The sequence below is a fragment of the Roseburia faecis genome (assembly GCF_001406815.1).
In the GTDB taxonomy this organism is placed as follows: Bacteria; Bacillota; Clostridia; order Lachnospirales; family Lachnospiraceae; genus Roseburia; species Roseburia faecis.
This window is the reverse complement of the sequence record NZ_CVRR01000005.1, coordinates 245526-269426: the sequence shown is the minus strand read 5'-3', so window position 1 is coordinate 269426 and position 23901 is coordinate 245526. Positions and strand designations below refer to the sequence as shown.

22 protein-coding genes, 2 tRNA genes and 1 pseudogene are annotated in these 23901 nt (G+C 44.8%); 17 read left to right on the top strand and 8 right to left on the bottom strand.

Features of this window, described 5'->3' with window-relative positions; translation table 11 throughout:
- Window positions 1-104: 104 nt before the first annotated feature.
- On the top strand, window positions 105-1346 hold the full coding sequence (locus M72_RS02195; RefSeq protein WP_055067003.1) for an Nramp family divalent metal transporter: 1242 nt from the start codon (window positions 105-107) through the stop codon (window positions 1344-1346).
- Here the strand turns inward: M72_RS02195 and M72_RS02190 are convergent.
- The gene (locus M72_RS02190) at window positions 1343-2236 is read right to left on the bottom strand and encodes an AraC family transcriptional regulator (RefSeq protein WP_055067002.1); all 894 of its coding nucleotides are present in this window, start codon (window positions 2234-2236) and stop codon (window positions 1343-1345) included. The two genes, M72_RS02195 and M72_RS02190, sit on opposite strands and share 4 nt — an antisense overlap.
- Window positions 2237-2391: 155 nt before the next feature.
- On the opposite strand from M72_RS02190, the gene M72_RS02185 reads away from it, so the two are divergent.
- The 11 genes and pseudogenes from M72_RS02185 (at window position 2392) to M72_RS02135 (ending at window position 14242) form a co-directional block, all read left to right on the top strand.
- A complete protein-coding gene (locus M72_RS02185; protein WP_055067001.1) occupies window positions 2392-4059 on the top strand; it encodes an alpha-glucosidase in 1668 nt (555 codons plus the stop codon).
- A gap of 69 nt (window positions 4060-4128) precedes the next feature.
- Entirely contained in the window at window positions 4129-5583 is a 1455-nt protein-coding gene (locus tag M72_RS02180; protein ID WP_055067000.1) for a Y-family DNA polymerase, read from the top strand.
- Window positions 5580-5771, top strand: a pseudogene (locus M72_RS02175) (hypothetical protein); the annotation flags it as partial. The gene M72_RS02180 and the pseudogene M72_RS02175, both read left to right, overlap by 4 nt.
- 98 nt (window positions 5772-5869) lie before the next feature.
- Window positions 5870-6553 carry a polysaccharide deacetylase family protein gene (locus M72_RS02170; RefSeq protein ID WP_070103605.1) on the top strand — a complete coding sequence of 228 codons (684 nt, stop codon included), beginning with the start codon at window positions 5870-5872 and terminating at the stop codon, window positions 6551-6553.
- 81 nt (window positions 6554-6634) lie between these two features.
- Window positions 6635-7525: a DUF3737 family protein gene (locus M72_RS02165; protein WP_055066999.1), complete on the top strand. Its 891-nt coding sequence runs from the start codon at window positions 6635-6637 to the stop codon at window positions 7523-7525.
- Window positions 7522-7956 carry an SH3 domain-containing protein gene (locus tag M72_RS02160; RefSeq protein WP_055066998.1) on the top strand — a complete coding sequence of 145 codons (435 nt, stop codon included), beginning with the start codon at window positions 7522-7524 and terminating at the stop codon, window positions 7954-7956. Before M72_RS02165 ends, M72_RS02160 begins: the two co-directional genes overlap by 4 nt.
- A gap of 15 nt (window positions 7957-7971) precedes the next feature.
- The gene (locus tag M72_RS02155; protein WP_055066997.1) at window positions 7972-10230 is read left to right on the top strand and encodes a glycoside hydrolase family 31 protein; all 2259 of its coding nucleotides are present in this window, start codon (window positions 7972-7974) and stop codon (window positions 10228-10230) included.
- A 32-nt stretch (window positions 10231-10262) separates the two neighbouring features.
- Entirely contained in the window at window positions 10263-10760 is a 498-nt protein-coding gene (locus M72_RS02150; protein WP_261291774.1) for a hypothetical protein, read from the top strand.
- 39 nt (window positions 10761-10799) lie between these two features.
- Window positions 10800-13331 carry a cysteine peptidase family C39 domain-containing protein gene (locus tag M72_RS02145; RefSeq protein ID WP_055066995.1) on the top strand — a complete coding sequence of 844 codons (2532 nt, stop codon included), beginning with the start codon at window positions 10800-10802 and terminating at the stop codon, window positions 13329-13331.
- 146 nt (window positions 13332-13477) lie between these two features.
- Window positions 13478-13732, top strand: a complete 255-nt coding sequence (locus M72_RS02140; RefSeq protein ID WP_022044771.1) for an HPr family phosphocarrier protein — start codon at window positions 13478-13480, stop codon at window positions 13730-13732.
- A gap of 21 nt (window positions 13733-13753) precedes the next feature.
- Window positions 13754-14242 (top strand): DUF6465 family protein, encoded by a 489-nt coding sequence (locus tag M72_RS02135; RefSeq protein WP_022044772.1) that lies wholly within the window; start codon window positions 13754-13756, stop codon window positions 14240-14242.
- Window positions 14243-14373: 131 nt separating this feature from the next.
- On the opposite strand, the gene M72_RS02130 is transcribed toward M72_RS02135, so the two are convergent.
- The 3 genes from M72_RS02130 to M72_RS02120 all read right to left on the bottom strand — a co-directional run bounded on the left by M72_RS02130 (window position 14374) and on the right by M72_RS02120 (window position 16643).
- Window positions 14374-14444 (bottom strand) — tRNA-Gly (locus M72_RS02130).
- Between the two features lie 6 nt (window positions 14445-14450).
- A tRNA-Phe gene (locus M72_RS02125) sits at window positions 14451-14523 on the bottom strand.
- 86 nt (window positions 14524-14609) lie between these two features.
- Window positions 14610-16643, bottom strand: coding sequence for an amylo-alpha-1,6-glucosidase (locus tag M72_RS02120; protein WP_055066994.1), 2034 nt, complete (start codon window positions 16641-16643; stop codon window positions 14610-14612).
- A 156-nt stretch (window positions 16644-16799) separates the two neighbouring features.
- Between M72_RS02120 and M72_RS02115 the strand changes: the two genes are divergently transcribed.
- Window positions 16800-17300, top strand: coding sequence for a DUF6106 family protein (locus tag M72_RS02115; protein ID WP_055066993.1), 501 nt, complete (start codon window positions 16800-16802; stop codon window positions 17298-17300).
- A gap of 50 nt (window positions 17301-17350) precedes the next feature.
- On the opposite strand, the gene M72_RS02110 is transcribed toward M72_RS02115, so the two are convergent.
- On the bottom strand, window positions 17351-17773 hold the full coding sequence (locus M72_RS02110; RefSeq protein WP_022044775.1) for a hypothetical protein: 423 nt from the start codon (window positions 17771-17773) through the stop codon (window positions 17351-17353).
- Between the two features lie 84 nt (window positions 17774-17857).
- On the opposite strand from M72_RS02110, the gene murI reads away from it, so the two are divergent.
- The 4 genes from murI to M72_RS02090 all read left to right on the top strand — a co-directional run bounded on the left by murI (window position 17858) and on the right by M72_RS02090 (window position 22394).
- The gene (gene murI, locus M72_RS02105; RefSeq protein ID WP_242853305.1) at window positions 17858-18640 is read left to right on the top strand and encodes a glutamate racemase; all 783 of its coding nucleotides are present in this window, start codon (window positions 17858-17860) and stop codon (window positions 18638-18640) included.
- A 385-nt stretch (window positions 18641-19025) separates the two neighbouring features.
- Window positions 19026-20375 (top strand): sodium:proton antiporter, encoded by a 1350-nt coding sequence (locus M72_RS02100; RefSeq protein WP_055066991.1) that lies wholly within the window; start codon window positions 19026-19028, stop codon window positions 20373-20375.
- 13 nt (window positions 20376-20388) lie between these two features.
- Window positions 20389-21351: a cytidylate kinase-like family protein gene (locus M72_RS02095; protein ID WP_055066990.1), complete on the top strand. Its 963-nt coding sequence runs from the start codon at window positions 20389-20391 to the stop codon at window positions 21349-21351.
- 131 nt (window positions 21352-21482) lie between these two features.
- Window positions 21483-22394, top strand: coding sequence for a CPBP family intramembrane glutamic endopeptidase (locus tag M72_RS02090; RefSeq protein ID WP_206541796.1), 912 nt, complete (start codon window positions 21483-21485; stop codon window positions 22392-22394).
- A gap of 32 nt (window positions 22395-22426) precedes the next feature.
- Here the strand turns inward: M72_RS02090 and M72_RS17030 are convergent, their stop codons facing one another.
- The 3 genes from M72_RS17030 to M72_RS02085 are packed head-to-tail and all read right to left on the bottom strand — an operon-like array spanning window position 22427 to window position 23842.
- Window positions 22427-22600: a DUF6472 family protein gene (locus tag M72_RS17030; protein WP_022045391.1), complete on the bottom strand. Its 174-nt coding sequence runs from the start codon at window positions 22598-22600 to the stop codon at window positions 22427-22429.
- 45 nt (window positions 22601-22645) lie between these two features.
- Window positions 22646-22822, bottom strand: a complete 177-nt coding sequence (locus tag M72_RS16195; RefSeq protein WP_082413722.1) for a DUF4250 domain-containing protein — start codon at window positions 22820-22822, stop codon at window positions 22646-22648.
- 24 nt (window positions 22823-22846) lie between these two features.
- On the bottom strand, window positions 22847-23842 hold the full coding sequence (locus tag M72_RS02085; protein ID WP_055066989.1) for a helix-turn-helix transcriptional regulator: 996 nt from the start codon (window positions 23840-23842) through the stop codon (window positions 22847-22849).
- Window positions 23843-23901: the final 59 nt, after the last annotated feature.

Sequence of the window (23901 nt, the reverse complement as noted above, 5' to 3'; positions counted from 1 at the left end):
GGGAATAAAATGCCGTTTCATTGACACAAGTTCAATGTTTGTGTATTATGCAGTTAGTTAAAACTAACTACGCGAATAGCATGAAAAGAAAGGATTTCTGATGTATGAATAAAAATAACAGGAAAGAAAAAAAAGACAATTTAAATATTTTGAAGTTTATCGGCCCCGGACTGCTGGTAACAGTCGGGTTTATTGATCCGGGAAACTGGGCATCCAATATTGCAGCCGGATCGGGATATGGATATACCCTGCTCTGGATGGTAACACTTTCAACGATTATGCTGATTATTTTACAGCACAATGCAGCACATCTGGGGATTGTGACGGGATTGTGTCTGTCCGAGGCAGCAAGCCGTTACATAAACAGGACATTGAAGAATGTGATTCTTGTAACGGCAGTAGCCGCTGCCATCGCGACTGCGATGGCAGAGATTTTAGGAGGTGCCATTGCACTGCAGATGCTGTTCCACATTCCGATTAAAGTGGGCAGCATGCTGATCCTTGTCGTGGTCTTGTTCTGTGAATTTACCAATGCATATAAAAGGATCGAAAAACTGATCATGCTTTTTGTCTCTCTGATTGGTTTTTGCTTTTTAATTGAAATCTGTATGGTGAAAATTGACTGGGGAGCTGCCGCCACAGGATGGGTAAAACCGGTATTTCCATCGCATGCGATGCCGGTTATCATGAGCGTGCTTGGCGCGGTTGTCATGCCGCACAATCTGTTTTTACATTCGGAGATCATTCAGAGCCGGAAGTGGAATCTGAAAGAAGAAGCGGTGATTCAGAGACAATTGAAATTTGAATTTAAGGATACGCTGTTTTCCATGATCATCGGATGGGCGATTAACAGCGCCATGATTCTCATGGCGGCGGCGACGTTTTATCAGAGAGGGGAAAACCAGGTGGATGATCTGACGACTGCGGGAAATATGCTGACACCACTGCTTGGAAATGAAGCAACGGTGATTTTTGCCATTGCCCTTTTACTTGCCGGGCTTTCTTCAAGTATTACCGCAGGGATGGCGGGAGGAACGATTTTTTCCGGAATTTTTAATAAACCTTATGATATTGCGACGAAAGAAACCAGACAGGGCGTTTTGATTACGATGATTCCGGCAGCGCTTATCATTCTGCTGATCCGGTCTCCGTTTCAGGGATTGATTTATTCCCAGATGCTTCTTGCAGTACAGCTTCCGATCACTATTTTTACGCAGATTTATCTTACCTCGTCCAAAAAAGTGATGGGAAAGTATGCAAACAGTACCGGACTTAAAATGGTTCTCTGGGTAATTGCAATTGTAGTTACGGCATTAAATATCGGGCTTTTTGTGACGGGCTTTTAAAAAGATGATAGTTTTTTTAGAAATTCTCTGGGCGTCATGTGGAATTTCCGTTTAAAAACTTTATGAAAATAGGAAAGGTTGTGGAATCCTGTGGCGAGAGAGACCTCCAGAATGGAGGTGTTTCCCTGTTCAAACAGTTCTACAGCCTTTTCCAATCGCAGATTGTTGAGGTATTCCACTACGGTCATGTTCATGTGTTTTTTGAAAAAACGCATAAAGTAATATTCGCTGAAATAGCATTGGGCAGCGAGACCGGCAACCGTAAGCGGCTCGGCATAGTGCAGATGGATATAGTCCAGTACGGTTTTTAATTTTTCAGAGGCGTTTGCGGTGTCGACAGATCGTTTCCCGTCCGGGGTACGGTTCTGCAGGAGCAGGAAAATAACCTGCAGCAGTAATGCCTTAATGGCCAGTTCGTATCCCTCAACCGGATTTGCAAAGAGAGAACTGATCTGTGCAAAAATTTTGCGCAGAGATACATAAGCCGGATGGGTTGGACGGATCAGACAGGGAACCGACAGTTCTTCATTGGTCAGTGGCATCAGATAACGGGTGGAGCAGATATCGGTCGCATTTCCACCGAGAAAGTTCATGTGAAACACATAGGTTTCGGACTGGTAAAGCGTAGACTGTCCGCGGGAGACCGAGTGCAGCAGCAGAGGCGGGATAAAAATCAGATCGTCTTTTTCCACAGCGTAGGAAGTAAGGTCGATCTGGTAGCTGGCATCTCCTTCGGTGATGAGTGTAAATTCAGCCTCTTCGTGCCAGTGCGTTGTTATGACCGGATAATCCGGCTTTAAAGAAGTGATATATTTCTGTATGGGGAAGGTCGCGTCACCGTGACGGGCATCTTCTTTCTGTTCAAGGGCAAGTGTCTGTAACCGTTTCATGGAAAATTCTCCTTTGTCTTATGAGAGCAGTATTGTGTTATAAAAAGTAAGAATTATGCAAGATAATTTTAAAATTCCAAACTATAATGACAGTATAATGTTACAGAAACAAATTGTCAAAGGACATGGAGATACAGGTGAAGGAGGACATGGACATGCAGAAAAAATGGTGGCATGACAAGGTGGCATATCAGATTTATCCAAAGAGTTTTTGCGATACAAACGGAGATGGGATCGGTGACCTGCGGGGCATTATTTCCAAACTGGACTATTTAAAGGAACTTGGAGTTGACATTATCTGGCTTTCTCCAATCTATAAGTCCCCGTTTGTGGATCAGGGCTATGATATTTCGGACTATTATGCAATCGCTGAAGAATTCGGAACGATGGAGGAATTCGACGAACTGCTTGCGGAGGCCAAAAAGAGAGATATGTATCTGATTATGGATCTGGTTGTCAATCACTGCTCCGACAAGCATGAATGGTTTCAGAAAGCACTGGCGGATCCGGACGGACCGTATGCCGATTATTTTTATTTCCGGAAGGGAAAGAATGGAAATCCACCGAGCAATTACCGTTCTTATTTCGGGGGAAACTGCTGGGAGCCGGTACCGGGATCGGACAAATATTATTTCCATATGTTCGCAAAGGAGCAGCCGGATTTAAACTGGGAAAACCCAAAACTGAGGGAAGAAATCTACCGGATGATCAACTGGTGGCTGGACAAAGGACTGGCAGGTTTTCGGATTGATGCGATCATCAATATTAAAAAAGATCTGGCATTTCCGGATATGGAGCCGGATGGTGACGATGGACTGGCAAGCTGTTGGCGTATGGTCGAAAACGTAGAAGGTGTCGATGCGCTGCTTGAAGATTTAAAGAATCATACATTTGCCCAAAAGGATGCATTTACGGTAGGGGAAGTATTTAACATTGGGGTGGAAGACCTGCCGGACTTTATTGGAGAAAATGGACATTTTTCTACAATTTTTGATTTCAGCGCCCATATGCTCAGTGACGGGGAACACGGATGGTACGATGCGCCACCAATTTCTTTTGATGCGTGGAAAAAAGCAATCACAGATTCCCAGATGCGGGTACAGAATGTCGGGTTCGAGGCAAATATCATTGAAAATCACGATGAGCCGCGCGGCGTTTCCCGTTTTCTGCCGGATTATGCGCAAAATGCGGACGGGGCAAAGATGCTTGGTACAGTAAGTGTTCTGCTGCGTGGAATTCCGTTTATTTATCAGGGGCAGGAGATTGGCATGCAGAATGCCAGATGGAACAGTGTGGATGAATTCGATGATATCAGTACCAAAGACCAGTACAGGATGGCGCGTGAGGCCGGACTTTCGGATGCAGAAGCACTTGCCGTATGTTCGGTCATGAGCAGGGACAATGCACGGACGCCGATGCAGTGGAAGGATGCGCCGCAGGCGGGCTTTACCTCGGGAACTCCATGGCTGAAAGTCAATGATAATTATCCGGTGATCAATGTGGAAAAAGAGGAAGGGCAGCCGGATTCGGTTCTGCATTATTACAGAAAACTTATCGCATTGCGCAAATCTGGGGAATATCGGGAGTTGTTTACTTATGGAAAATTTGAGCCGGCATATGAGAATGCAGATCACGTAATGGCATATTACCGCATCCTGCAGGGGCGCCGGGTTCTGGTAGCGGCAAATTTTGGAACAGATACCATAGAACTGGATTGGGAAGTTCCGGCAAAAAAGGTACTTTTATCAAATAAAAAACGAACAAATGCTGAAAATAAGCTGATTTTAGAGAAATGTGAAGTGTTTGTGACGGAATGTAAATAGCGTTGCAATCTTATCGGATTTTGATATAATGAGAGCATACACGAATGTCTGTTTGGGGAGAGGAAAGGTATGCCGCAGTATATCGCAATTGATCTGAAATCATTTTATGCATCCGTAGAATGTGTGGAGCGTGGACTTGATCCGCTGACCACCAATCTGGTGGTGGCGGATGAAAGCCGCACGGAAAAAACCATCTGCCTGGCAGTTTCTCCATCCCTGAAAAAATATGGGATTCCGGGAAGGGCCAGGCTTTTTGAAGTGGTTCAGAAAGTAAAACAGGTAAACCGCAGCCGAAAAACCGGTGAGCCGGAATTGTCGTACATTGCGGCACCTCCGCGGATGGCACTTTATGTGGAATACAGTACGCGGATCTATGATATATATCTGAAATATGTGGCGCCGGAAGATATTCATGTATATTCGATTGATGAAGTGTTTATGGACGTGACACATTATCTGAAAACCTATGGAATGACAGCTTATCAGCTGGCGCAGACTATCATTCTGGATGTGCAGGATCACATTGGGATCACGGCCACTGCCGGGATCGGAACCAACCTGTATCTGTGCAAAATTGCAATGGATATTGTGGCAAAGCACATCGATGCGGATGAAAACGGTGTGCGCATTGCCCAGCTGGATGAAAAAAGTTACCGGAAACTGCTTTGGGACTACCGGCCGATCACGGATTTCTGGCGTGTCGGACCGGGATATGCGAAGAAACTGGCAGAAAACGGAATGTATACCATGGGAGATGTGGCGCGCTGCTCCATCGGAAAAGAAACAGATTATTATAATGAAGATCTGCTTTACAAACTGTTTGGTGTGAATGCAGAACTTTTGATTGATCATGCCTGGGGGTACGAACCGTGCACGATTGCACAGATCAAAGCGTATCGTCCGCAGGCGAACAGTTCCGGATCGGGACAGGTATTGCAGTGTCCGTACCCGGCAGATAAAGCAAGGATTGTTGTGCAGGAAATGACAGACCAGCTGGTACTGGATCTGGTGGAGCATGGATTCGTGACGGATCAGATAGTGCTGACGGTTGGCTATGATATCGAAAATCTGACAGACCCGGTGCGGGCAAAAAGATATCACGGGGAAGTGACTACGGATCGTTACGGAAGAAAGATTCCAAAGCATGCGCATGGGACGGCAAATTTGCAAAATCATACATCTTCTGCCATTACGGTAGTAGAAAAAACACTGGAATTATATGACAGAATTATAAATCCGGATCTTTTGATCCGCAGGATCTATGTTACGGCATGCCATGTACGCACAGAGCAGGAGGCACAAAAAGAACAGACGTATGAGCAGATGAGCCTGTTTGATTTTGCGGAAGAAACCGAGGAACAGAAGGCACAAAAGCAGGCATTGCAGAAGGAAAAACAGATGCAGAAAGCCATGCTTTCCATTAAGCAGCGTTATGGGAAAAATGCCATTTTAAAAGGAACCAATTTCAAAGAAGGGGCAACCATGCGGCAGCGCAACGGACAGATTGGAGGACATCGGGCATGAACCGGCTGGAAAATACGCATCGTTATGATGACATCATAGATCTGCCGCATCCGGTTTCGAAAAAGCATCCGCAGATGCCATCGGAAGACCGGGCCGCACAGTTTTCTCCGTTTGCAGCATTGACCGGTTATGAACGCGCCATCCGGGAAAAAGAAATGCAGCATGAGGAACGGATGATGCTCGGGGAGGGCATCAGCAGGGAAACTTATGATTCAGAATAAGGACAACATATTTTTTATGATTAAATTCATACGATATACTAAGCAGGAAATTTGTGTGGTATGAAATGGCAGACAAAAAACAATGGAAAAGATATGTGGGGTATGCACTGTTTCTTTTCCTGTCATACAGCATTGGAAACGCAGCGGCTGTTGTAAGTACAATGACACTGCAGCCGGAGAAAGTGGAGAAAGAAATGAAAACAGTTGCAATTACCTTTGATGACGGGCCGAATCCGGAATATACACCGAAATTGCTGGACGGATTAGAAAAACGTGGTGTAAAAGCCACTTTTTTTCTGCTGGGAGAAGAGGTAAAACAGTATCCGGATGTCGTCAGACGGATGCATGATGACGGACATCTGATCGGTGTTCATTCTTATAAACATGTTAATTTTAAGGAAGTGGGCACGGCATGCACTTTGCAGCAGATTGAAAAAACACAGAAGGCGATTTATGATGTGACGGGAGAATATGCAGGATATATCCGTCCACCTTACGGATGCTGGCAGAAGGAACTGGATGCGCAGGTAAATCTGATCGAAGTACTGTGGAATGTAGATCCGCGGGACTGGGCAACGACCGATGCGGATACTGTGGTTCAGAGAGTTCTAAAGGATACTAAGCCGGGGGACATTATTCTGCTTCACGATGCTTCGGCGTCATCTGTACAGGCGGCATTTACGGTCATAGATACCTTGCAGAAACAGGGATATTCGTTTGTCACGGTCGAGGAGCTTTTGTTAGAGTAGCATACTTGAATGTTCCGGTGATCTCGTGGTAAAATAACTAGCAGACCCAATCATTACAAGTTGAAAAAGAAGGAATAAAAAATGAGTAACGATAAATTTGACACGGCACGGCAGGTGCTTCGTCAGCAGAAATTAACAGGAGAACGCGCACTGTTTCAGTCTGAAAATCTGGCGGTATATGACAGTGTGTTTGAGGATGGGGAATCCCCGTTGAAGGAGAGCAGCAGTCTTTATCTGGATAATTGTCTGTTCCGGTGGAAATATCCGCTCTGGTATTGCAAACATGTCGATGTAAAGGAATGTACCTGGTTTGACATGGCGCGGGCCGGGGTATGGTATACCGATGATATTTCGGTAAGAGATTCCATTGTAGAAGCACCAAAAAATTTCCGCCGTTGCAGGGGAGTAACCCTGACCAATGTAAATTTCCCGAATGCAGAGGAAACCCTCTGGAACTGTACCGATGTAAATCTGTCCTATGTGCAGGCGCACGGGGATTATTTTGCCATGAATTGTAAAAATATGCAGCTGGATCATTTTGAACTGGTTGGAAATTATTCATTTGATGGTGTGGAAAACATGGAGATCCATCATGCACGCATGCTTTCCAAAGATGCATTCTGGAACAGCAATCATGTTACTGTGTATGACAGTTTTATTTCGGGAGAATATCTGGGATGGAATGCCAGAAATCTTACACTTGTCAACTGTACGATTGAGAGCCTGCAGGGCATGTGTTATATAGAAAATCTGAAAATGGTGAACTGTAAATTGATTAATACGACACTGGCATTTGAGTATTCCACGGTGGATGCACAGATTGTAAATACCGTGGACAGTGTGCTCAATCCTTCCGGCGGAATCATCCGGGCGGATAAGATTGGAAAACTGATTTTGGAAAAAGACAAGGTAGATCCAGGGAAAACCACAATTATATGTACAGAAGATGAAGGGGAGGGACAACGATCATGAAAGCAAGTCACAGAAAAGACGTTATTATTGCCAGAATTATTTTTGCCATAATCTGCGCAGCACTGCTCGCAGGAATTATATCACTTATCGTATGGCTTCATGGGCGGAATGCAGGGAAAAACCAGACACCGGAAACGGAAATCACAAATAATGCACCGCCGGAAGACAACAGCAATCTGCCACCGGTAACGGAACAGCCGCTGGACGAAGACGGACAGAGTGTATGGACAAGCACGGATGGCGTAAATTTCCGTGCAGAGCCGAATACAGACAGTGAAATTCTTACCGTTCTCGTGACGGGAACGAAGCTGACACTGCTGGGAGAAGAAAACGGATGGGTGCAGGCAGAATATAACGGACAAAAAGGATATGTCAGTTCAGACTATGTTACCGATCAGGAACCGGATACAACAACGCAGGAAACAGAGTAACGGAAAGGGGAAACAATGAGTACAGCAGGAAAAATTATGTCCTTCCGACAGGATGGAAATGAGATTTGTGTGAAGTATGAACAGCAAAAACTGGTGGTGAAAGCCATAAGGGATGATATTGTCAATATTTTTGTGCCCTACAGAACAAAGGAACATTATTCTAAGGCCATTGATGGAGACAAGGCGGTTGCGACAGAACTGACGGCAGAGCAAAAAGGAGAAGATCTGGTAATTGCAACCGATAAGATCCGGATGCAGTTTGGAGAAAATCTGGAAATGGTGATTACGAGACCGGACGGGACTCCGCTTGTCCGGACACACCGGCAGGGCAGAAGTGTTTGCGGGGAAGTCAGTGAGCAGATGAAACAGATTCTGGAGTCGGAAGGGCATGATACGTCGAATCTGGGCGCACATGATTATCCGGTACAGATGATGTTTGATCTGGACGAGGGGGATGATTTTTACGGTCTGGGTGATAAGACCGGATTCCTGAATAAAAAAAATTATGAGTATGAGAACTGGAATTCCGATATTCCACAGGCACACAATGAGGACTATCATGCGCTGTACAAGTCGATTCCGGTGCTCTTCTGCAAGAAAAAGAATGACGTATATGGCATGTTTTTTGATAATACGTTCCACAGCTATCTCAATCTGGGCAAAGAAAATCCGGAATATTATTTTTACGGCGCGGATGATGGCAATCTGGATCTGTACTTCCTGGGTGGAGAAAAACTGACGGATCTGATTGAAGAATATACATATCTGACCGGGCGGACACCGCTGCCGCAGCGATGGACGCTTGGATACCAGCAGAGCCGCTGGGGCTATCAGTGCGCAGAAGATATCCGTGATGTGGCAGAACATTTCCGTGATCTGGATATTCCGTGTGATGCCATTCATTTTGACATTGATTATATGGATGGGTATCGTGTGTTTACATGGAATGATGCAAAGTACGGAAAACCTGGGGATCTGATTGCGGAAATAAAAAAACAGGGCTTTAAAACGGTAACGATCATTGATCCGGGAACCAAAGTCGATCCGGACTATTTTATGTGTAAAGAAGGCGAAGAGAACGGATATTTTGCGACCGATACACAGGGAACTACCTATGTCAATGAGGTTTGGCCGGGAGATGCAAATTATCCGGATTTTGGACGCCGCAAAGTACGCGACTGGTGGGGAAAACACCATAAGTTTCTGGTCGACATCGGTGTGGACGGTGTATGGAATGATATGAATGAGCCGGCAAGTTTCCGTGGCGAGCTGCCGCAGGATGTTGTATTTCATGATGAGGAGCGTACGACAAATCATGCGGAAATGCACAATGTATATGGACATTATATGAGCCGTGCGACCTTTGAGGGACTGCAGAAACTTTCCGATAAGCGTCCGTTTGTTATCACACGTGCAGCGTATGCAGGAACACAGAAATATGCGACCGTGTGGACCGGAGATAATCAGAGTCTGTGGTCGCACCTGCAGATGATGGTGCCGCAGCTGTGTAATCTCGGTATGAGCGGATTTGCGTTTGCCGGAACCGACATTGGCGGATTCGGTGCGGATACGACCCCGGAACTTCTGACCCGGTGGATCGAGGCTGCCGTATTTTCTCCGCTGTTTCGAAATCATTCCTGTCAGGGAACACGCAGACAGGAGCCGTGGCAGTTTGATGATCAGGTGGTGGGAATCTATCGAAAATATGTAAAGATGCGTTATCGTTTCCTTCCGTATCTGTATGATCTGTTTTATCAGGGAGAACAGACCGGACTTCCGGTTATGCGTCCTCTGGTTCTGCATTATCCAAAGGACCCGGAAACCTATAACCTCAATGGAGAGTTCCTGGTAGGGGAAAATCTCCTCGTTGCCCCGGTATTGGAGCAGGGAGCCACGAAGAAAATGGTGTATCTGCCGGAAGGGGAGTGGTATGATTACTGGACCGGAGAGAAAATTACCGGAGGAAAGTATTTCCTGCGGGATGCACCGATTGATTTGTGCCCGATGTACCTGAAAGAAGGAACGATGATCCCGATGTATGAAAAAATGGCGTATGTTGGAGAAAAGCCGTACCGTACGCTGTATCTGCTGACAACTCCGGGAGAGGCTTCTTACGATCATTTTCAGGATAATGGAGAGGACTATGCCTACCGTAAGGGTGTGTATAATTTATATCATTTCCATAAGAATGCACAGGGAGTACTGGAAACGGAAATGCGGCACAAAAATTATCCGGAATACGAGCAGATATGCTTAAAAATAGTAGGAAAATAAGAACAAAAAACCGTTGCATGGCATAGTCTATAATGATGACAGGATGGAGCATGCAAGTGGATTATTCAAACGATTTTTACCCAAAGATTCCGTTTTATATGACATATCCGATGCAGAGTATGTATCTGACAGAGATGGAATATGAAAAAGATATGGAACGAATGAAACAGTACTATCCGGCAGAGACAAAAGAGATCATGGAGCTGGTGGAACAGAGGCTTGACCAGCTGGAATATGAGGGAAGCCGCATCTACGATGAGGAACCGGACCGCCTGATGATACAGATGGAGATTGATGGAATTTACCGGAAGCTGTCCGAAGTGCAGAAAAAGAAAGAGAACCGGATCGAAGGAAACATGCAGGCGGCATCATATTTCGAAATGGTTCCGGCTTCTATCGCCGGAGAAACTATGACAACACAGGAACGGGAATGTGGGAATCCGTGGCTTCGCAGTATGATCGGTGTGCTGTTTGGTGCGGAAATGTGCAAACGGCGCTGCCGGCATCGCAGATGCAGGAGATGGATGTAACGGCAGAAATTACAGCCATAGTTAAGAAGGAAAAGATAAATGAACAGGAAAGTAATTAAACCAGTGGTGCTGTCAGGGCTTTTTCTGGCAGCACTGATTGTTTTCAGTATCATAACCAATCAGGATAATAAAGATATGACAACGGCGATGAAGGAGGCAACCCTTCCCATCGTCCAGTTTTATGAAGGAAATAACAGCGTGGCACAGCTGCACGGATACGTATCGGAAATGAATATTACAAAGATGCGGGATGGAATTGTGCCGGTAGACCATACACGACTGCTTCCGCTGAAAATTAATACATATGGACAAAAAATCAGAGGCATTGCTTATGAAATCCGGAGTCTTGATGATTCCCGGCTGGTTGCAAAGGGGGATGCACAGGGGATCAAAGAAAAAAATAATGAAATCTCTGCAAACCTGAAAATCCAGAATATCCTCGGAAAAGGGGAAGAATATGAACTGATTGTTATTCTTGCTTCAGGAAAAAATAAGATCCGGTATTACACCCGGCTGATGCAGACACAAAACGATGATACTCAGGCATGTATGGATTTTGCACTGCAGTTTCATGAATATACATTCCGGGATGATGCAAATAAATTTATTCCGAAATATATGGATGCGGCAACAGGCGATACCAGTACACTCAATTATGTGGATTTAAGCTGTACCTTAAACCAGATTACCTGGGCAGATTTAAAACCGGAGCAGATGGGAGAACCCGAGGCATCTTTCAAGGAAATCAATGATTCCTATGATGTGATCACACTCCGGTATGTGGTGACCACCAAAGGAACCGGTGGGGAAACCGAGTATTATAATGTGGAAGAATATTATCGTCTGCGTATGACGGAATCCCGTATGTATGTCTTAAATTTTGAGCGTACTTTAAATCAGATTTTCCGTGGGGAAAACCGGTTTATTACAGATAATAATCAGATCCAACTTGGCATACGTGACAAAAATATTGAATATGCTGTAAGTGAGACCGGAGATGTGATCGCGTTTGTACAGCAGGGAGAACTCTGGTGCTTTGACCGTGTAAATAATAAGATTGTACAGGTATTCAGTTTCCTTGGGGCAGAGGGGATCAATGCGAGGGATAACTGGGATCAGCATGATATCAAAATTGCCCGTGTGGATGAAGCGGGAAGTATTGATTTTGTTGTATATGGATATATGAACCGTGGGGATCATGAAGGCGAAGTGGGCACGGCAGTATATCATTATGATGGTCTGGTACACACTATAGAGGAAGAAATTTTTATCCCGTCGGATGTTTCCTATGAAATACTCAAAGCACAGATGGGGCAGTTAATGTATGTGAACGAAAAGGGGACATTTTACCTGATCATGGATCAGAAACTTTACAGTATAGATACGGACAAGCGGACTCCGGAAGTGCTTGTGAAAGATCTGAAAGAAAGCTGTTATAAAGTGTCGGAATCGAATCAGTATTTTGCGTGGGTAGACAGCGAAAAAGAATACAAAAGCGATGTGATTCACCTGATGAATTTGAAAAATGCTTCTGTCTATGATATCAAGGCAAAAAAGGGAGAGTATATTCTTCCGCTTGGGTTTATCGATGAAGATTTTATTTACGGAGCAGCAAAGAAAGATAAGGTGATGGTTGCAGCAGCGGGAAATACGGTTTTCCCGATGAAAAATTTAACCATCATGGATACTTCCGAAAATTCACACAGTATCTTAAAGACGTATGAACCGTCCAGGGGAAGTATCGGTTCCATTTCGGTGGAGGATTATACAATTACCATTCATCTGATCAAAAAGTCCGGCGGACATTATGTGGCTGCAGGAACCGATGCGATCATGAACCGTGAGGGAGACACGGAAGAAAAAGTTACCGTGGGATCAACCGTGACAGATCGCAAGGAAACACAGTACCAGCTTATGATGAAAAATGGGGCAGATGCATCCAAAATTAAAATGCTGACTTCCAAATCTGTTTTACTCGAAAATCCGCGTGATGTTTCCGTGAAAAATAAGGAGTCGCAGGAATACTTTTATGTGTACAAAAAAGGTGATGTGCTGTTTGCAACCGATGAGATCGCGGATGCCATCGTCTGCGCTAATAATCATATGGGAGTTGTGGTGGATTCCAAGCAGCAGTATGTATGGATGCGTGCGCGTAAATCGGCACAGACGGCATTTAGCAGCCTGAAAGTAAACGATGCGGATAAGAGTTCATCATCCGTGGTTCAGGCGGTCAGTGCCATGCTTAATTACAGAGGAAACGGGCTCAGTGTAAAAGAACTGATTGACAATGGAGGAACCCCGAAAAGTGCGATTGAAAATACATTAAAAGATTCTGTTGTTCTTGATATATCCGGCTGCACAGTAGAGGAGATTCTGTTTTATGTCAGCAAGGGCAGCCCGGTATTTGCAATGACCGGAACAGACAGTGCCGTATTAGTGACGGGATATACCTCTGGAAGCATTTATTATTATGATCCGCAGACCCATTCCACGAGGTCAAAAAGTTATAAAGATGCGGATGACTGGTTCCGGAAAGCAGGATACATTTTCTTTACTTATTTGGACCGTTAATTTTCATTGTAAAAATGAACAATTAAGGACAAGGTTTTATGGATGATTCGTGAAGATTTAACAGAAATAAAGTTAATATATTGCAATTCCTGGATAAGTGAGATATATTTGAGAATGAGTTATACAGTTTTGGAAAGGGAGAGCGTATGAGTAAGAAAAATGTGATCGTTTCTAATGTGTCAGAAGGACACGACAATCCAATCGCAGAACTTGTTCAGGTAGCATGTCAGTTCGACAGCGATATTATGTTGGAGAGCGATAACCGTAGAATTAATGCAAAGAGCATTATGGGAATTATGGCGTTTAATCCATCCGATGGAATGTCGGTTGATATTGTGACGGAGGGTGCCGATGAAGAAGCAGCACTTGATGCAATTGAAAAATTTTTAGTATGTGAATAATTCTGGTTAGGAGGAATCGTTATGCAGGAGAAGAAGTTAAACAAAGCAGTTTCTGACGTGAAGCTGATGAAGACACCAGAGGGAAAGACAGAAGTTAAAAATGCGGTTAAGGATGCTACAAAAAAGGTAGAATCAAAAGTCGGGGATGTTGCTGAGGCAGCAGCAAAGAAAGCAGAAGTTGTAGAAGAGAAGGCAAAAGAAGTTGCAAAGGCAACAACAAAGGCTGTTGTTGAGAAGGCAGAACCTGTTGTGAAGAAAGCTGCAACGAAAGCAAAGGCTGCTACAAAGGCAAAGAAAGAAAAACAGCCGGCAAAGACCGAAATCATTGTTCAGTATCAGCAGAATGCTGCAAATCTTGGAGAACTTGAGGATAAGGTAAAGAAACAGTTTGTAGCTGAGGGACATCGTGCCGGATGCATTAAGACATTAAATATTTATGTAAAGCCGGAAGAGTACAAGGCATATTATGTAATCAATGACAAGTTCTTCGGAAGTGTAGATCTCTTCTAAGCGAGTTTTATTACCCATACATGATATAAAGGACGACTGCAGATGCAGCCGTCCTTTTTACGTGGTATGAGACAGGATATTCATAAAAAAGAGTATAAAAAAAGAAACCGGATAAACAGTTTCTTTAAAAGAGCGGGTGATGGGAATCGAACCCACGTATCCAGCTTGGAAGGCTGGTGTTCTACCATTGAACTACACCCGCATATAGTGCCTAGTTCCGGAATCGAACCAGAGACACGAGGATTTTCAGTCCTCTGCTCTACCAACTGAGCTAACTAGGCATTGCAGTGGATTTCTTAATTGAAAATCTCACGCGGAACATTTAGTATTATATCCGAGTGAGATCTTCTTGTCAAGAAAAAAATCATTATTTTTGATTTTTTTGAATATCCTGTGTGTAGCAGCGCAGAATTTCTCCAACGCTCCATGCCTGGGCATAGCAACCACGGCAGGTATGCGGGGCATCACCGTCAAAAATTTCGGAAATAGAACCAATGCAGCCCTCTTCCAAAAGGTGGGTCTGTACCGGTGCAAGATATACCATTGCCTGTTTTTTTGCTTCCGGAGAGTGGTGGTGGACTTTCATGTAAGCAGTCAGAAAGCCGCCCATCAGAAATCCCCATGCGGTTCCCTGATGGTAAGCGGCATCTCTTTTCGGAAGAGAGCCACAGTAGATCCCGTGATAGTCTTTGTGTTCCGGAGAGAGGGAGCGTATGCCGGGGCCGGCAAGCAGCTTTTCCTCTACGGTATTTACCACCTGCAGAGCCTGTTCTGCCGTGAGCATGGTATGTGGAAGGCTGACGGCATAGATCTGGTTGGGGCGGATGCTTGCATCTTTGCCGTTTTCTTCAATAACGTCATAGAGACATCCGTCTTTTTCGTTCCAGAATTCTTTTCGGAAGGAAGCAGATACACGAGTGGCAAGCTGGCGGTAAACGGAGGAATCTTCTTTGAAATGTTCTGCCAGTTCCGCAGTCACGCACAGCGCATTGTACCACAGTGCATTGATTTCTACCGGTTTTCCGTGACGCGGGGTAGCTACCCAGTCACCGACACGGACATCCATCCAGGTTACCTGGTCCAATCCGCTTCCGGCATGGATGAGGGCGTCATCATCCATATAGATGGAAAAATCCGTGCCGTGTGCATAGGCATGAATAATTTCACGCAGAACGGGGTAAATACGCTGCTGTATATAGTCATAATCCGATGGTTGTCCGGTAACCTTCAAATATGCGTCCACGGCATAAAAATACCACAGAGAGGCATCTGCAGTGTTATAGAGAGGGTCCTGCCCGTCATCCGGAAACATATTCGGGACCATGCCGTGATGGACATACTGCGCAAAGGTCGAAAGAATTTCCCGGGCATCCGAAAACCGCCGGGTGGCCAGTGTCAGCCCGGAAAAAGCGATCATGGTATCTCTGCCCCAGTCGGTAAACCACGGAAGACCTGCAAGGATTGTCATAAGTCCAGTGGAATCGCGCCGGGCAAGAAACTGGTCTGCTGCCACGACAAGTGTATTGGCAAAAGCATCATCGCCATATCCCGCCTGTTGTTTTAAGGAATCATAATATTCCTGTACGTGTGCGATTTCGATTGCTGCGGTATCTGCCTGCGGGCGGGAAAACACAGGGGTGTCCTGTACCGGGTGGACGGTGCAAAGCAGGGAAATCTCTGTACTGCTGTGTGCCGGAAGTGTAAAACGCAGATCATATGGGCAAAAATGTGTATCCAGTCCTGCCGTTTCGTTGTCTACTTCCGTCTGGTACTGCATATCCACGTCGTATTGGTTTTCACGTGGAAAAAGTCTGCCGGCACTGCAGGAAAGCTCGATGCAGAGTCCGGGTGCAGCAGCCGGGATCAGAGTGAAACCGCCCACTGTGTTTGGCTCACAGGTAAACTGCAGGTCAGAAACGGCAGACGATGCACTGTGCTCCCGGAAATTCATAAGCGGGGTGATGGAAAGTCCGGCTTCCTCTCCCTGGTTTGTAATCGTATAGGAGATCGCAACTGTGTTTGATTCCCGCAGCAGGGCCAGATGTTTGTCCATACGGATATTGCCGGCGGCATAGGAAAAGCAGACAGTTCCGTCACAGGAGAAATCCGTTAAAAAACGCTGTCCTTGCGTGCGGATGGGAGAATGTCCTTTCCCGGCATGCTGGGAAGTTTCCAGATTGTAAACATGGGTTCCCTGTGTCAGTTTTTCATTGGTTTTGGAAAATACCAGATAGCGCTCGACCGGGGGATGCAGACTGGCAATCAGATATCCCTGATGTGTCCGGTTGCAGGCACCGATGATGGAGCCTCCCGCGTATCCGCCGATTCCATTGGTCATGGTCCATTCACGACGGATGTTTTTTTCAAAATCTGCAAGTTTTTCTGTTGGAATATGTATCATATGCACCTCCGAAAATAAACGAAAAATAATATCTCTTATTGTAAGGGCTGGGGAACAAAAAATCTACTGTATTTATGAAAAAATTATTCTCTAGTGGAAAAAAAGTGTGGGATGGAGTATAATTAACATTACTACAAATGAAGGAGAGATAGAAGATTGGAAGTATATGTATTAGTACCGGTCCGGAAGACCGTGGTTGCAAAAGTAGTGGGGACATTGATGCTTGTACTTGCAGTAGTGAGTCTGCTTGCAGCATGTCTGACCAGTGGCATTACATTACCGGTTGCACTGGTATGCGGAATTGTCTGGTTTGTTCTGATGGGAAACTCCAAGGAGTTTGAGTATTCTTATTTTGACGGGGAAGTCCGCTTCGCAAAAGTTTTAAACAAGAACCGCAGAAAGTCACTGGGAGGTTATCCGATGGATGATGTAATTCAGATTGCACCGGCCGGAGATCGCAGTGTATCACAATACGAGAGAGAGGGTGTCAAGGTGATTGATTATACCTCTCATGACAAAGATACTGCATATTATGATATGGTTCTGAAAAAGGAAGGCGAGACACTGCTGATCAAATTTGAACCGGATGATAAATATCTGGAAGCAGTGGAGTTTAAATACAGACAAAAAGTAATTCGCAGAAGTACACAGGCGTAAGAAAAAGGGGTGCCGAAATCCGGCATCCCTTTCCTGTGAGTGGATAGTTCTTATTTCGTTTTGTCAGAAGGGGTATCGAGATAGTGCATGCGTGAATCCGGTGAAATGGCAGGGGCAACGGATCTGCCCTGTGTGTTCATCAGTTTCAGACAATTCGGACACAGGGTACCGAAAGAAACCGGAGCACCACAGCGCTGGCAGTGCATGCCGGAGATAGTGGAAGCTGTGTTGACCTCATGATATTCGATCCGGCCTTCCCGAATCCACTCTTTGATCTGCCGGAGAGGAATATGGAAATGTTCTGCAACTTCATATTCATTTACAGTGTTGGCGCGGATATAATCCCGCACATTCCGGAAAAGCTGTGCTTCCTGACAAGTGGGACATAGCGTTCCTTCATAATGTTTTGGAAGCGTGCGTCCGCAAAATTCACAGTATTTATATTTATCGGAAATATTTTTTTCAGTCAGCATAGTTGTCACTCTCCATTGCTATTTACTAGTTACTATTATAACAACTGAACCATGTTTTTTCAATTAAGAAAGGATAACAGATCTGTGGAATATCAATTACAAAGAGAAAACCCAATTGCGGTATTTGACTCCGGAGTGGGAGGAATCAGTGTCCTGCGGGAACTGATCCGGATTATGCCGGAGGAAGATTTTATTTATTTCGGTGATTCTAAAAATGCACCATACGGAACAAAAGAAAAAGAAAAAGTGCGGGACCTGACGATCGGATGTGCACGAAAGCTGTTTGACCAGGGGGCAAAAGGTCTTGTGGTTGCCTGCAATACAGCCACCAGTGCTGCTGTCCGGAAACTGCGCGAGATGTATCCGTATATTCCGATTGTCGGGATTGAACCGGCACTGAAACCGGCGGCACTTTGCATGGAACATCCCAAAGTCCTTGTGATGGCAACCCCGATGACAATTCATGAAGAAAAGTTTCATGTGCTGATGGAGCGCTACAAAGAGAAAGCACAAATTCTTCCGTTGCCGTGTCCGGGGCTGATGGATTTTATTGAGCGGGGAGATCTCGACGGAGAGGATCTTTATAAATATCTGGAAGATCTGCTTTATTCTTACCGGGAAAACCAGGTGGATGCAGCGGTACTCGGCTGCACACATTATCCGTTTGCCAGAAAACAGATTCAGCAGGTGTTGGGGGAGAATGTGAAAATTTTTGACGGAGGCGAGGGAACCGCACGCGAGATGAAAAGAAGACTGCAGGAGAAAGATCTGCTTTGCGGCCGGCAGAAACGTGGACAGGTGGTATTTGAAAACAGTCTGACCGATGACAGCAAGATCGAATTATGTAAGAAATTGTTAAATATATAAAATGTCTCTAAAATTTTTGGAATATGATTTTAGAATTTGTTTTTGAAGTGGACATAATATGGACACATTTTTTGCATATACTAGACAATGTAAACGGAAATCATTCCTTTACATTATTCCCTTTTTATTTAATAAACATTTTCATAACTAAACTCCTCGAAGAGAAGCCGATCCGGGAACGGAGAGGCTTCTCTTCATTTTGTGACAAAATGCTGCCTGTGAAATAAAATACACCGTTTGGATGCAGGCTTTCTTTATATGGAGAAAATATACAAAAATAAGTGAAATGGAGATTGGAACTTTGTTAATTATTTGACGAATTAGCGGTTACTTTTTTGGGGGCTGAGGTGTAAAATATACAGAGATTATAAGGAGGTACAAGAAAATGGGTAACATACCGCTTTGGCTGTGCATACCGTTTGCCGGCCTTTTATTATGTATCGCAATTTTCCCATTGGTAAAAGGAGAATGGTGGGACAAAAATAAAGGCTGGGCGGTACTCATCTGGTCACTTTTATTTATGATTCCGTTTGCTGTAAAATACGGTGCAGGAGAGACTGCAGAAACGGTATTGGAATGTATTGTAAATGATTATCTTTCCTTTATTGTGTTGCTGTTTGGTCTGTTTTGTGTTTCAGGAAACATTAACCTGGAAGGAGATTTCGTGGGTTCCCCGCGCATGAATACCGGCCTTCTGGCGATCGGAACACTGCTTTCAAGCTGTATCGGTACAACTGGTGCAAGTATGCTTCTGGTGCGTCCGATGATTCAGATGAATTCCTGGAGAAGAAATAAGAGTCATATTATGGTCTTTTTCATTTTCCTGATTTCCAATATGGGTGGATGTCTGACACCAATCGGTGATCCGCCACTTCTGATGGGATTTATGAGAGGAGTTCCATTTACCTGGAGTCTGCGTCTGTTCCCGGTACTGATATTCAATATGGTAATTCTTCTGACCGTATTTTATTTCATTGACCGCCGTGCATATCGCAGGGATATTGCACTTGGCATGCGTCCGGATATCTCCAGACCGACTACCACGTTAAAGGTGAATGGTCTGCACAATATTATCTTTATGATTATGATTGTGGCAGGTGTTGTGTTAAGCGGAGTTCTTCCGGGAATGAAAGCTTTCCAGAATGCAGATGGAAGTGTCATCAGCGTTCCGATCTTTCGAAGTGTAAGACTGGCTGTGCCGACACTGATCGAGATTGTGATTATTCTGGTTGCGGCATTTCTGTCGTTTAAAACCACAAAATCAGAGGTTCGTACCAAGAACCATTTTACCTGGGGTGCCATCGAGGAAGTTGCAGTATTGTTTATCGGTATCTTTATCACCATGCAGCCGGCACTGATGATTTTAAAGAGCAAGGGAGCAGAACTGGGACTGACAAAACCTTTAGAGATGTTCTGGGCGACCGGTGCACTTTCCAGTTTCCTGGACAATACACCAACCTATCTGGTATTCCTTACAACGGCAGGAACACTGGGCGCAACCAGTGGTATTGCCACAACCGTGGGAACCGTTGCGGTCAAGATGCTTATGGCAATCTCCTGTGGTGCGGTATTTATGGGAGCCAACACATACATCGGAAATGCACCGAACTTTATGGTGAAATCCATCTCGGATGAAAACGGTATCAAGATGCCGTCATTCTTTGGTTATATGTTATGTTCCCTGAAGTTTTTGATTCCGGTATTTATCATTGATACACTGGTATTCTTTTTATAGGAGGTAGAAGGCTATGGACAACAAAGAACAATGCAGAAAGCTGGCGAACCGCATCTATGAACTGGATGAAAAGGTGTACAAGACTTCCGGTTCTGGACTCGGAAAGACATTTACCGGAGAAAAAGCGCGTGTGCTGGATGACCTGACCATGCTTATTGTTTCCAATCCACAGGGGCATTTGCTTCGAAGTGAACTGGCTCTGATCGGAAACATGGCGAGAAGTATCCGGAATAAAGAAGCACGCCATGACCTTTTGGTTGAATATAATGATATTCTGGAAGAAATAGCAAATCTGCCGATGAGCTTTGGCTCGGTAGATATTGTGGATAAAGATCTGGCAGATATGAATTCTTCGATTCTGAGCAAGAAGTTTTCTGAGAAGGATCATCTGGTAATTTGTATCAGCCGTTCCCATGGAAGTGCAGGTACTGATATTGGATTTGCACTGGCGGAAGCACTGCATATCAATTATTATGATGAATCGGTATTGAATCAGATTCTAGATCGCAGAGATGCAAAAGAATTCGGGGCAGATGCGGCAAAAGTCAGCGATTTTAAGCGTTATCATGGTCTGTCAAAGAAAGACGCATCTTTCTTCCGGCAGAGTGCCTTAATCTGTGAGCTGGCAAAAGAGGAAGATATGATTGTTATGGGACGTGCTGCGGATGTCGTACTGACCGGACAGCATATTCCGCATATCAGCATCTATATTACGGCACCGTTTGCGATCCGTGTGCGCCGTATGATGGAACTGAAAAATCTGGATTTGAAACAGGCCATTAATCTGGTGCGCAAGATGGATCATAAGCACCAGGATTATTATCATTCCTTTACCGGTAAGCGCTGGGGTGATGCGATCAATTATGATCTGTGTATCAACAGTGCATGCTACGGAATTGATGAGTCGGTAGAACTGATCGGACGTCTGATCAACCGGCAGGCAAAATTGGTACATCGAAATAAAGATACCAAATAGTGTGGATAAAACCAATAGACTTCCGTCTTCGTTAAACGGCAGTTTAAGAAAACGTTAAGATACAACAGGTAAAACATTAAGCGTACAAAGATATAATTGGAAACAGATAAAAGAAAAGGAGTTTCAGTCAAATGGAAAAGAAAAAATTGCTGAAAAACAAAATTGTTGATACGCTTCCGGTGCTTTACCTTGAAACTGTGATTCTCATGGTTTTAGGACAATTTCTAGGAAACTTTGTTCTCGGAATCCCGGTGGGGATTGCCTATGCAAGAAACCCTGAGATACTAAATTCTGCGTTTTTGAATACGACACTGATGTATGTGATCTTTTGGGGAATCTGGGCCGTGGCATTGTTCTGGATCGGTATCCGAAAACGGAATCGTCCGATTTTACAGGCAGTCGGCACGAAACCACAGGGAAATAACTGGAAATATCTGCTGTTCGGTTTGGTTCTGGGATTTGCACTGAATGGATTTTGTATTCTGATTGCATGGCTGCACCATGATATTGTGCTGACTTACGATGCAATTCATCCGCTGTGGTTTGTGGTTGTGTTTCTGACCGTGTTTATCCAGTCGTCGGCAGAGGAACTGCTGTGCAGGGGATTTCTATATCAGAAACTGCGCAGGAGTTATAAAAATCCGGTGGTTGCAATTGTCGGAAATGCACTGCTGTTTGCGTTGCTGCATCTGGCGAATGATGGAGTTACGGTGCTTTCTGTCCTGAATATTTTTCTTGTCGGAATTTTGTTTTCCCTCATGGTATATTATATGGACAGTCTCTGGTGTGCGTTTGCCGTACATACAGCATGGAATTTTACGCAGAACATTCTCTTTGGCTTGCCAAACAGTGGGATCAATGTGCCGTATTCGGTATTTAAGCTGAATGCAGCGACAGCAAGAGACAGTTTTGCATATAATGTTGGTTTTGGCATTGAGGGAACGGTTTTTGCCGATATTGTACTTCTGGCTGCCTGTGTGCTGTTGTATCTCTGGGGGAGAAAGCATGGAAAGAAATCCATGGACGTGTGGGCAGAAACATAATATAATTAGTATTTTACGAAAACGGCACCAGGTTACATCTGGTGCCGTACAACTTTGTATTCGTCCCCGGAACGGTAAAAGGGACATTCCTTGTAATTACTCTGGACAAAACGAGCCATGTCGTCTTCATCCATATTGACGGAGCAGTAGTATGCTTCGTCCTCTTCATCATATTCATTGTATGCACAAAAATCACAACTGGCCATACAAAAGTTCCCCTCCTTTTATGAAGTGAATCAGGCGATTGCCTGTTAAATAAACTGATTCTGCCCCTCATCGTAATGATAATTGATGGCAGCAAGGGTTTCTGTAATTGCATCTGCATCTGTCATATATGCGGCAGCAAGTTCGGTAAGTGTCGGGTAATGATCACGCAGCTGTGTGTTGACAACAGACAGAAGCATGACAGGATCTTTCGGTAAATTCATAGTATATTCCTCCTTTGGAAACGATTATTGCATATCGGTATAACTGCGCAGGATTTCCTGCAGAAAAATTTGGTATTCATTGACAACGGAATCCGGGGAAATCACACGGATATGTGTGGATAAGCCGGCAAGCCAGCCGAAAAACTGTGGACTGACAGCAACCTGTGCCCGTGCGAGAATGTGGGTATCATCGTAGGGGCGCATGGCTACACTGGCACCAAAGCGGTCAATGATGACACCGGTCATGGAAGTATCGCACAGAAGCTGTACGGTTGTCTCTTCCCCGGCAAACATGCCGAAATTTTTGCGGGAATAAGAGGCGATATCCATCTGTTCGTAATCGGTCCGTCCGCACCGCGCCTGATTCACAGCGGAGAGATCAAGCATCTTGTCGACACGGTAATGTTTCATTTTCCCGGCATCCGCGTCATAGGCAACAAGATAATAGTTTTCGTCATCCCAGGTAAGAAGCCAGGGGCTGACCTGATAGAATCTGCCGTCTTTGCGCAGCTGCATTTCTTTTCTGACATTCCAGTCGAAGTAGTGGAAACGGATCTGCCGGTTTTCTGCAATGGCAGAATGGATGACATCCACGCTGTAATAGATTTTTTCATTGCTGGTTTTGTTGCGGTCTGCAACGATAACCTGACGCTGTAGTTTTTTCGCATCGTTTTTACTGACAAGCTGTTCCAGTTTGCCAATCAGCTGCCGTGATTTCTTTGTGGTAATAAATTTGGAAGACTGTACCAGGTCAACAAGCAGTTTGACTTCCGGCAGCTCAAATGTGCGGTCTGCTATGCGGTAACCGGCATGCGCGCCTTCGGTCCGGATGATGTCATAACCATAATCACAAAGCGTCTGGATATCGTTATAGATGCTTTTACGCTCCGCCCGGATGCCGTTTGCCGCGAGATGGTCGATGATCTGTGGGGTAGTGACGGTATGGGTTTCATCCGTGTTCTGACGCAGATAATCCAGAAGGAATAACAGCTTTTGTTTTTGATTCACAGATTTGGGCATGACAGTTCTCCTCTTTCAAATAAAGTGAAAACCCGGCGGAAAAACCGCCGGGAATTACA

Bases quoted from the DNA above. Each gene is read 5' to 3' on its own strand.
- M72_RS02195 (WP_055067003.1), top strand. From the start codon at position 105: ATGAATAAAAATAACAGGAAAGAAAAAAAAGACAATTTAAATATTTTG.
- M72_RS02190 (WP_055067002.1), bottom strand. From the start codon at position 2,236: ATGAAACGGTTACAGACACTTGCCCTTGAACAGAAAGAAGATGCCCGT.
- M72_RS02185 (WP_055067001.1), top strand. From the start codon at position 2,392: ATGCAGAAAAAATGGTGGCATGACAAGGTGGCATATCAGATTTATCCA.
- M72_RS02180 (WP_055067000.1), top strand. From the start codon at position 4,129: ATGCCGCAGTATATCGCAATTGATCTGAAATCATTTTATGCATCCGTA.
- M72_RS02170 (WP_070103605.1), top strand. From the start codon at position 5,870: ATGGCAGACAAAAAACAATGGAAAAGATATGTGGGGTATGCACTGTTT.
- M72_RS02165 (WP_055066999.1), top strand. From the start codon at position 6,635: ATGAGTAACGATAAATTTGACACGGCACGGCAGGTGCTTCGTCAGCAG.
- M72_RS02160 (WP_055066998.1), top strand. From the start codon at position 7,522: ATGAAAGCAAGTCACAGAAAAGACGTTATTATTGCCAGAATTATTTTT.
- M72_RS02155 (WP_055066997.1), top strand. From the start codon at position 7,972: ATGAGTACAGCAGGAAAAATTATGTCCTTCCGACAGGATGGAAATGAG.
- M72_RS02150 (WP_261291774.1), top strand. From the start codon at position 10,263: ATGATGACAGGATGGAGCATGCAAGTGGATTATTCAAACGATTTTTAC.
- M72_RS02145 (WP_055066995.1), top strand. From the start codon at position 10,800: ATGAACAGGAAAGTAATTAAACCAGTGGTGCTGTCAGGGCTTTTTCTG.
- M72_RS02140 (WP_022044771.1), top strand. From the start codon at position 13,478: ATGAGTAAGAAAAATGTGATCGTTTCTAATGTGTCAGAAGGACACGAC.
- M72_RS02135 (WP_022044772.1), top strand. From the start codon at position 13,754: ATGCAGGAGAAGAAGTTAAACAAAGCAGTTTCTGACGTGAAGCTGATG.
- M72_RS02120 (WP_055066994.1), bottom strand. From the start codon at position 16,643: ATGATACATATTCCAACAGAAAAACTTGCAGATTTTGAAAAAAACATC.
- M72_RS02110 (WP_022044775.1), bottom strand. From the start codon at position 17,773: ATGCTGACTGAAAAAAATATTTCCGATAAATATAAATACTGTGAATTT.
- M72_RS02100 (WP_055066991.1), top strand. From the start codon at position 19,026: ATGGGTAACATACCGCTTTGGCTGTGCATACCGTTTGCCGGCCTTTTA.
- M72_RS02095 (WP_055066990.1), top strand. From the start codon at position 20,389: ATGGACAACAAAGAACAATGCAGAAAGCTGGCGAACCGCATCTATGAA.
- M72_RS02090 (WP_206541796.1), top strand. From the start codon at position 21,483: ATGGAAAAGAAAAAATTGCTGAAAAACAAAATTGTTGATACGCTTCCG.
- M72_RS17030 (WP_022045391.1), bottom strand. From the start codon at position 22,600: ATGGCCAGTTGTGATTTTTGTGCATACAATGAATATGATGAAGAGGAC.
- M72_RS16195 (WP_082413722.1), bottom strand. From the start codon at position 22,822: ATGAATTTACCGAAAGATCCTGTCATGCTTCTGTCTGTTGTCAACACA.
- M72_RS02085 (WP_055066989.1), bottom strand. From the start codon at position 23,842: ATGCCCAAATCTGTGAATCAAAAACAAAAGCTGTTATTCCTTCTGGAT.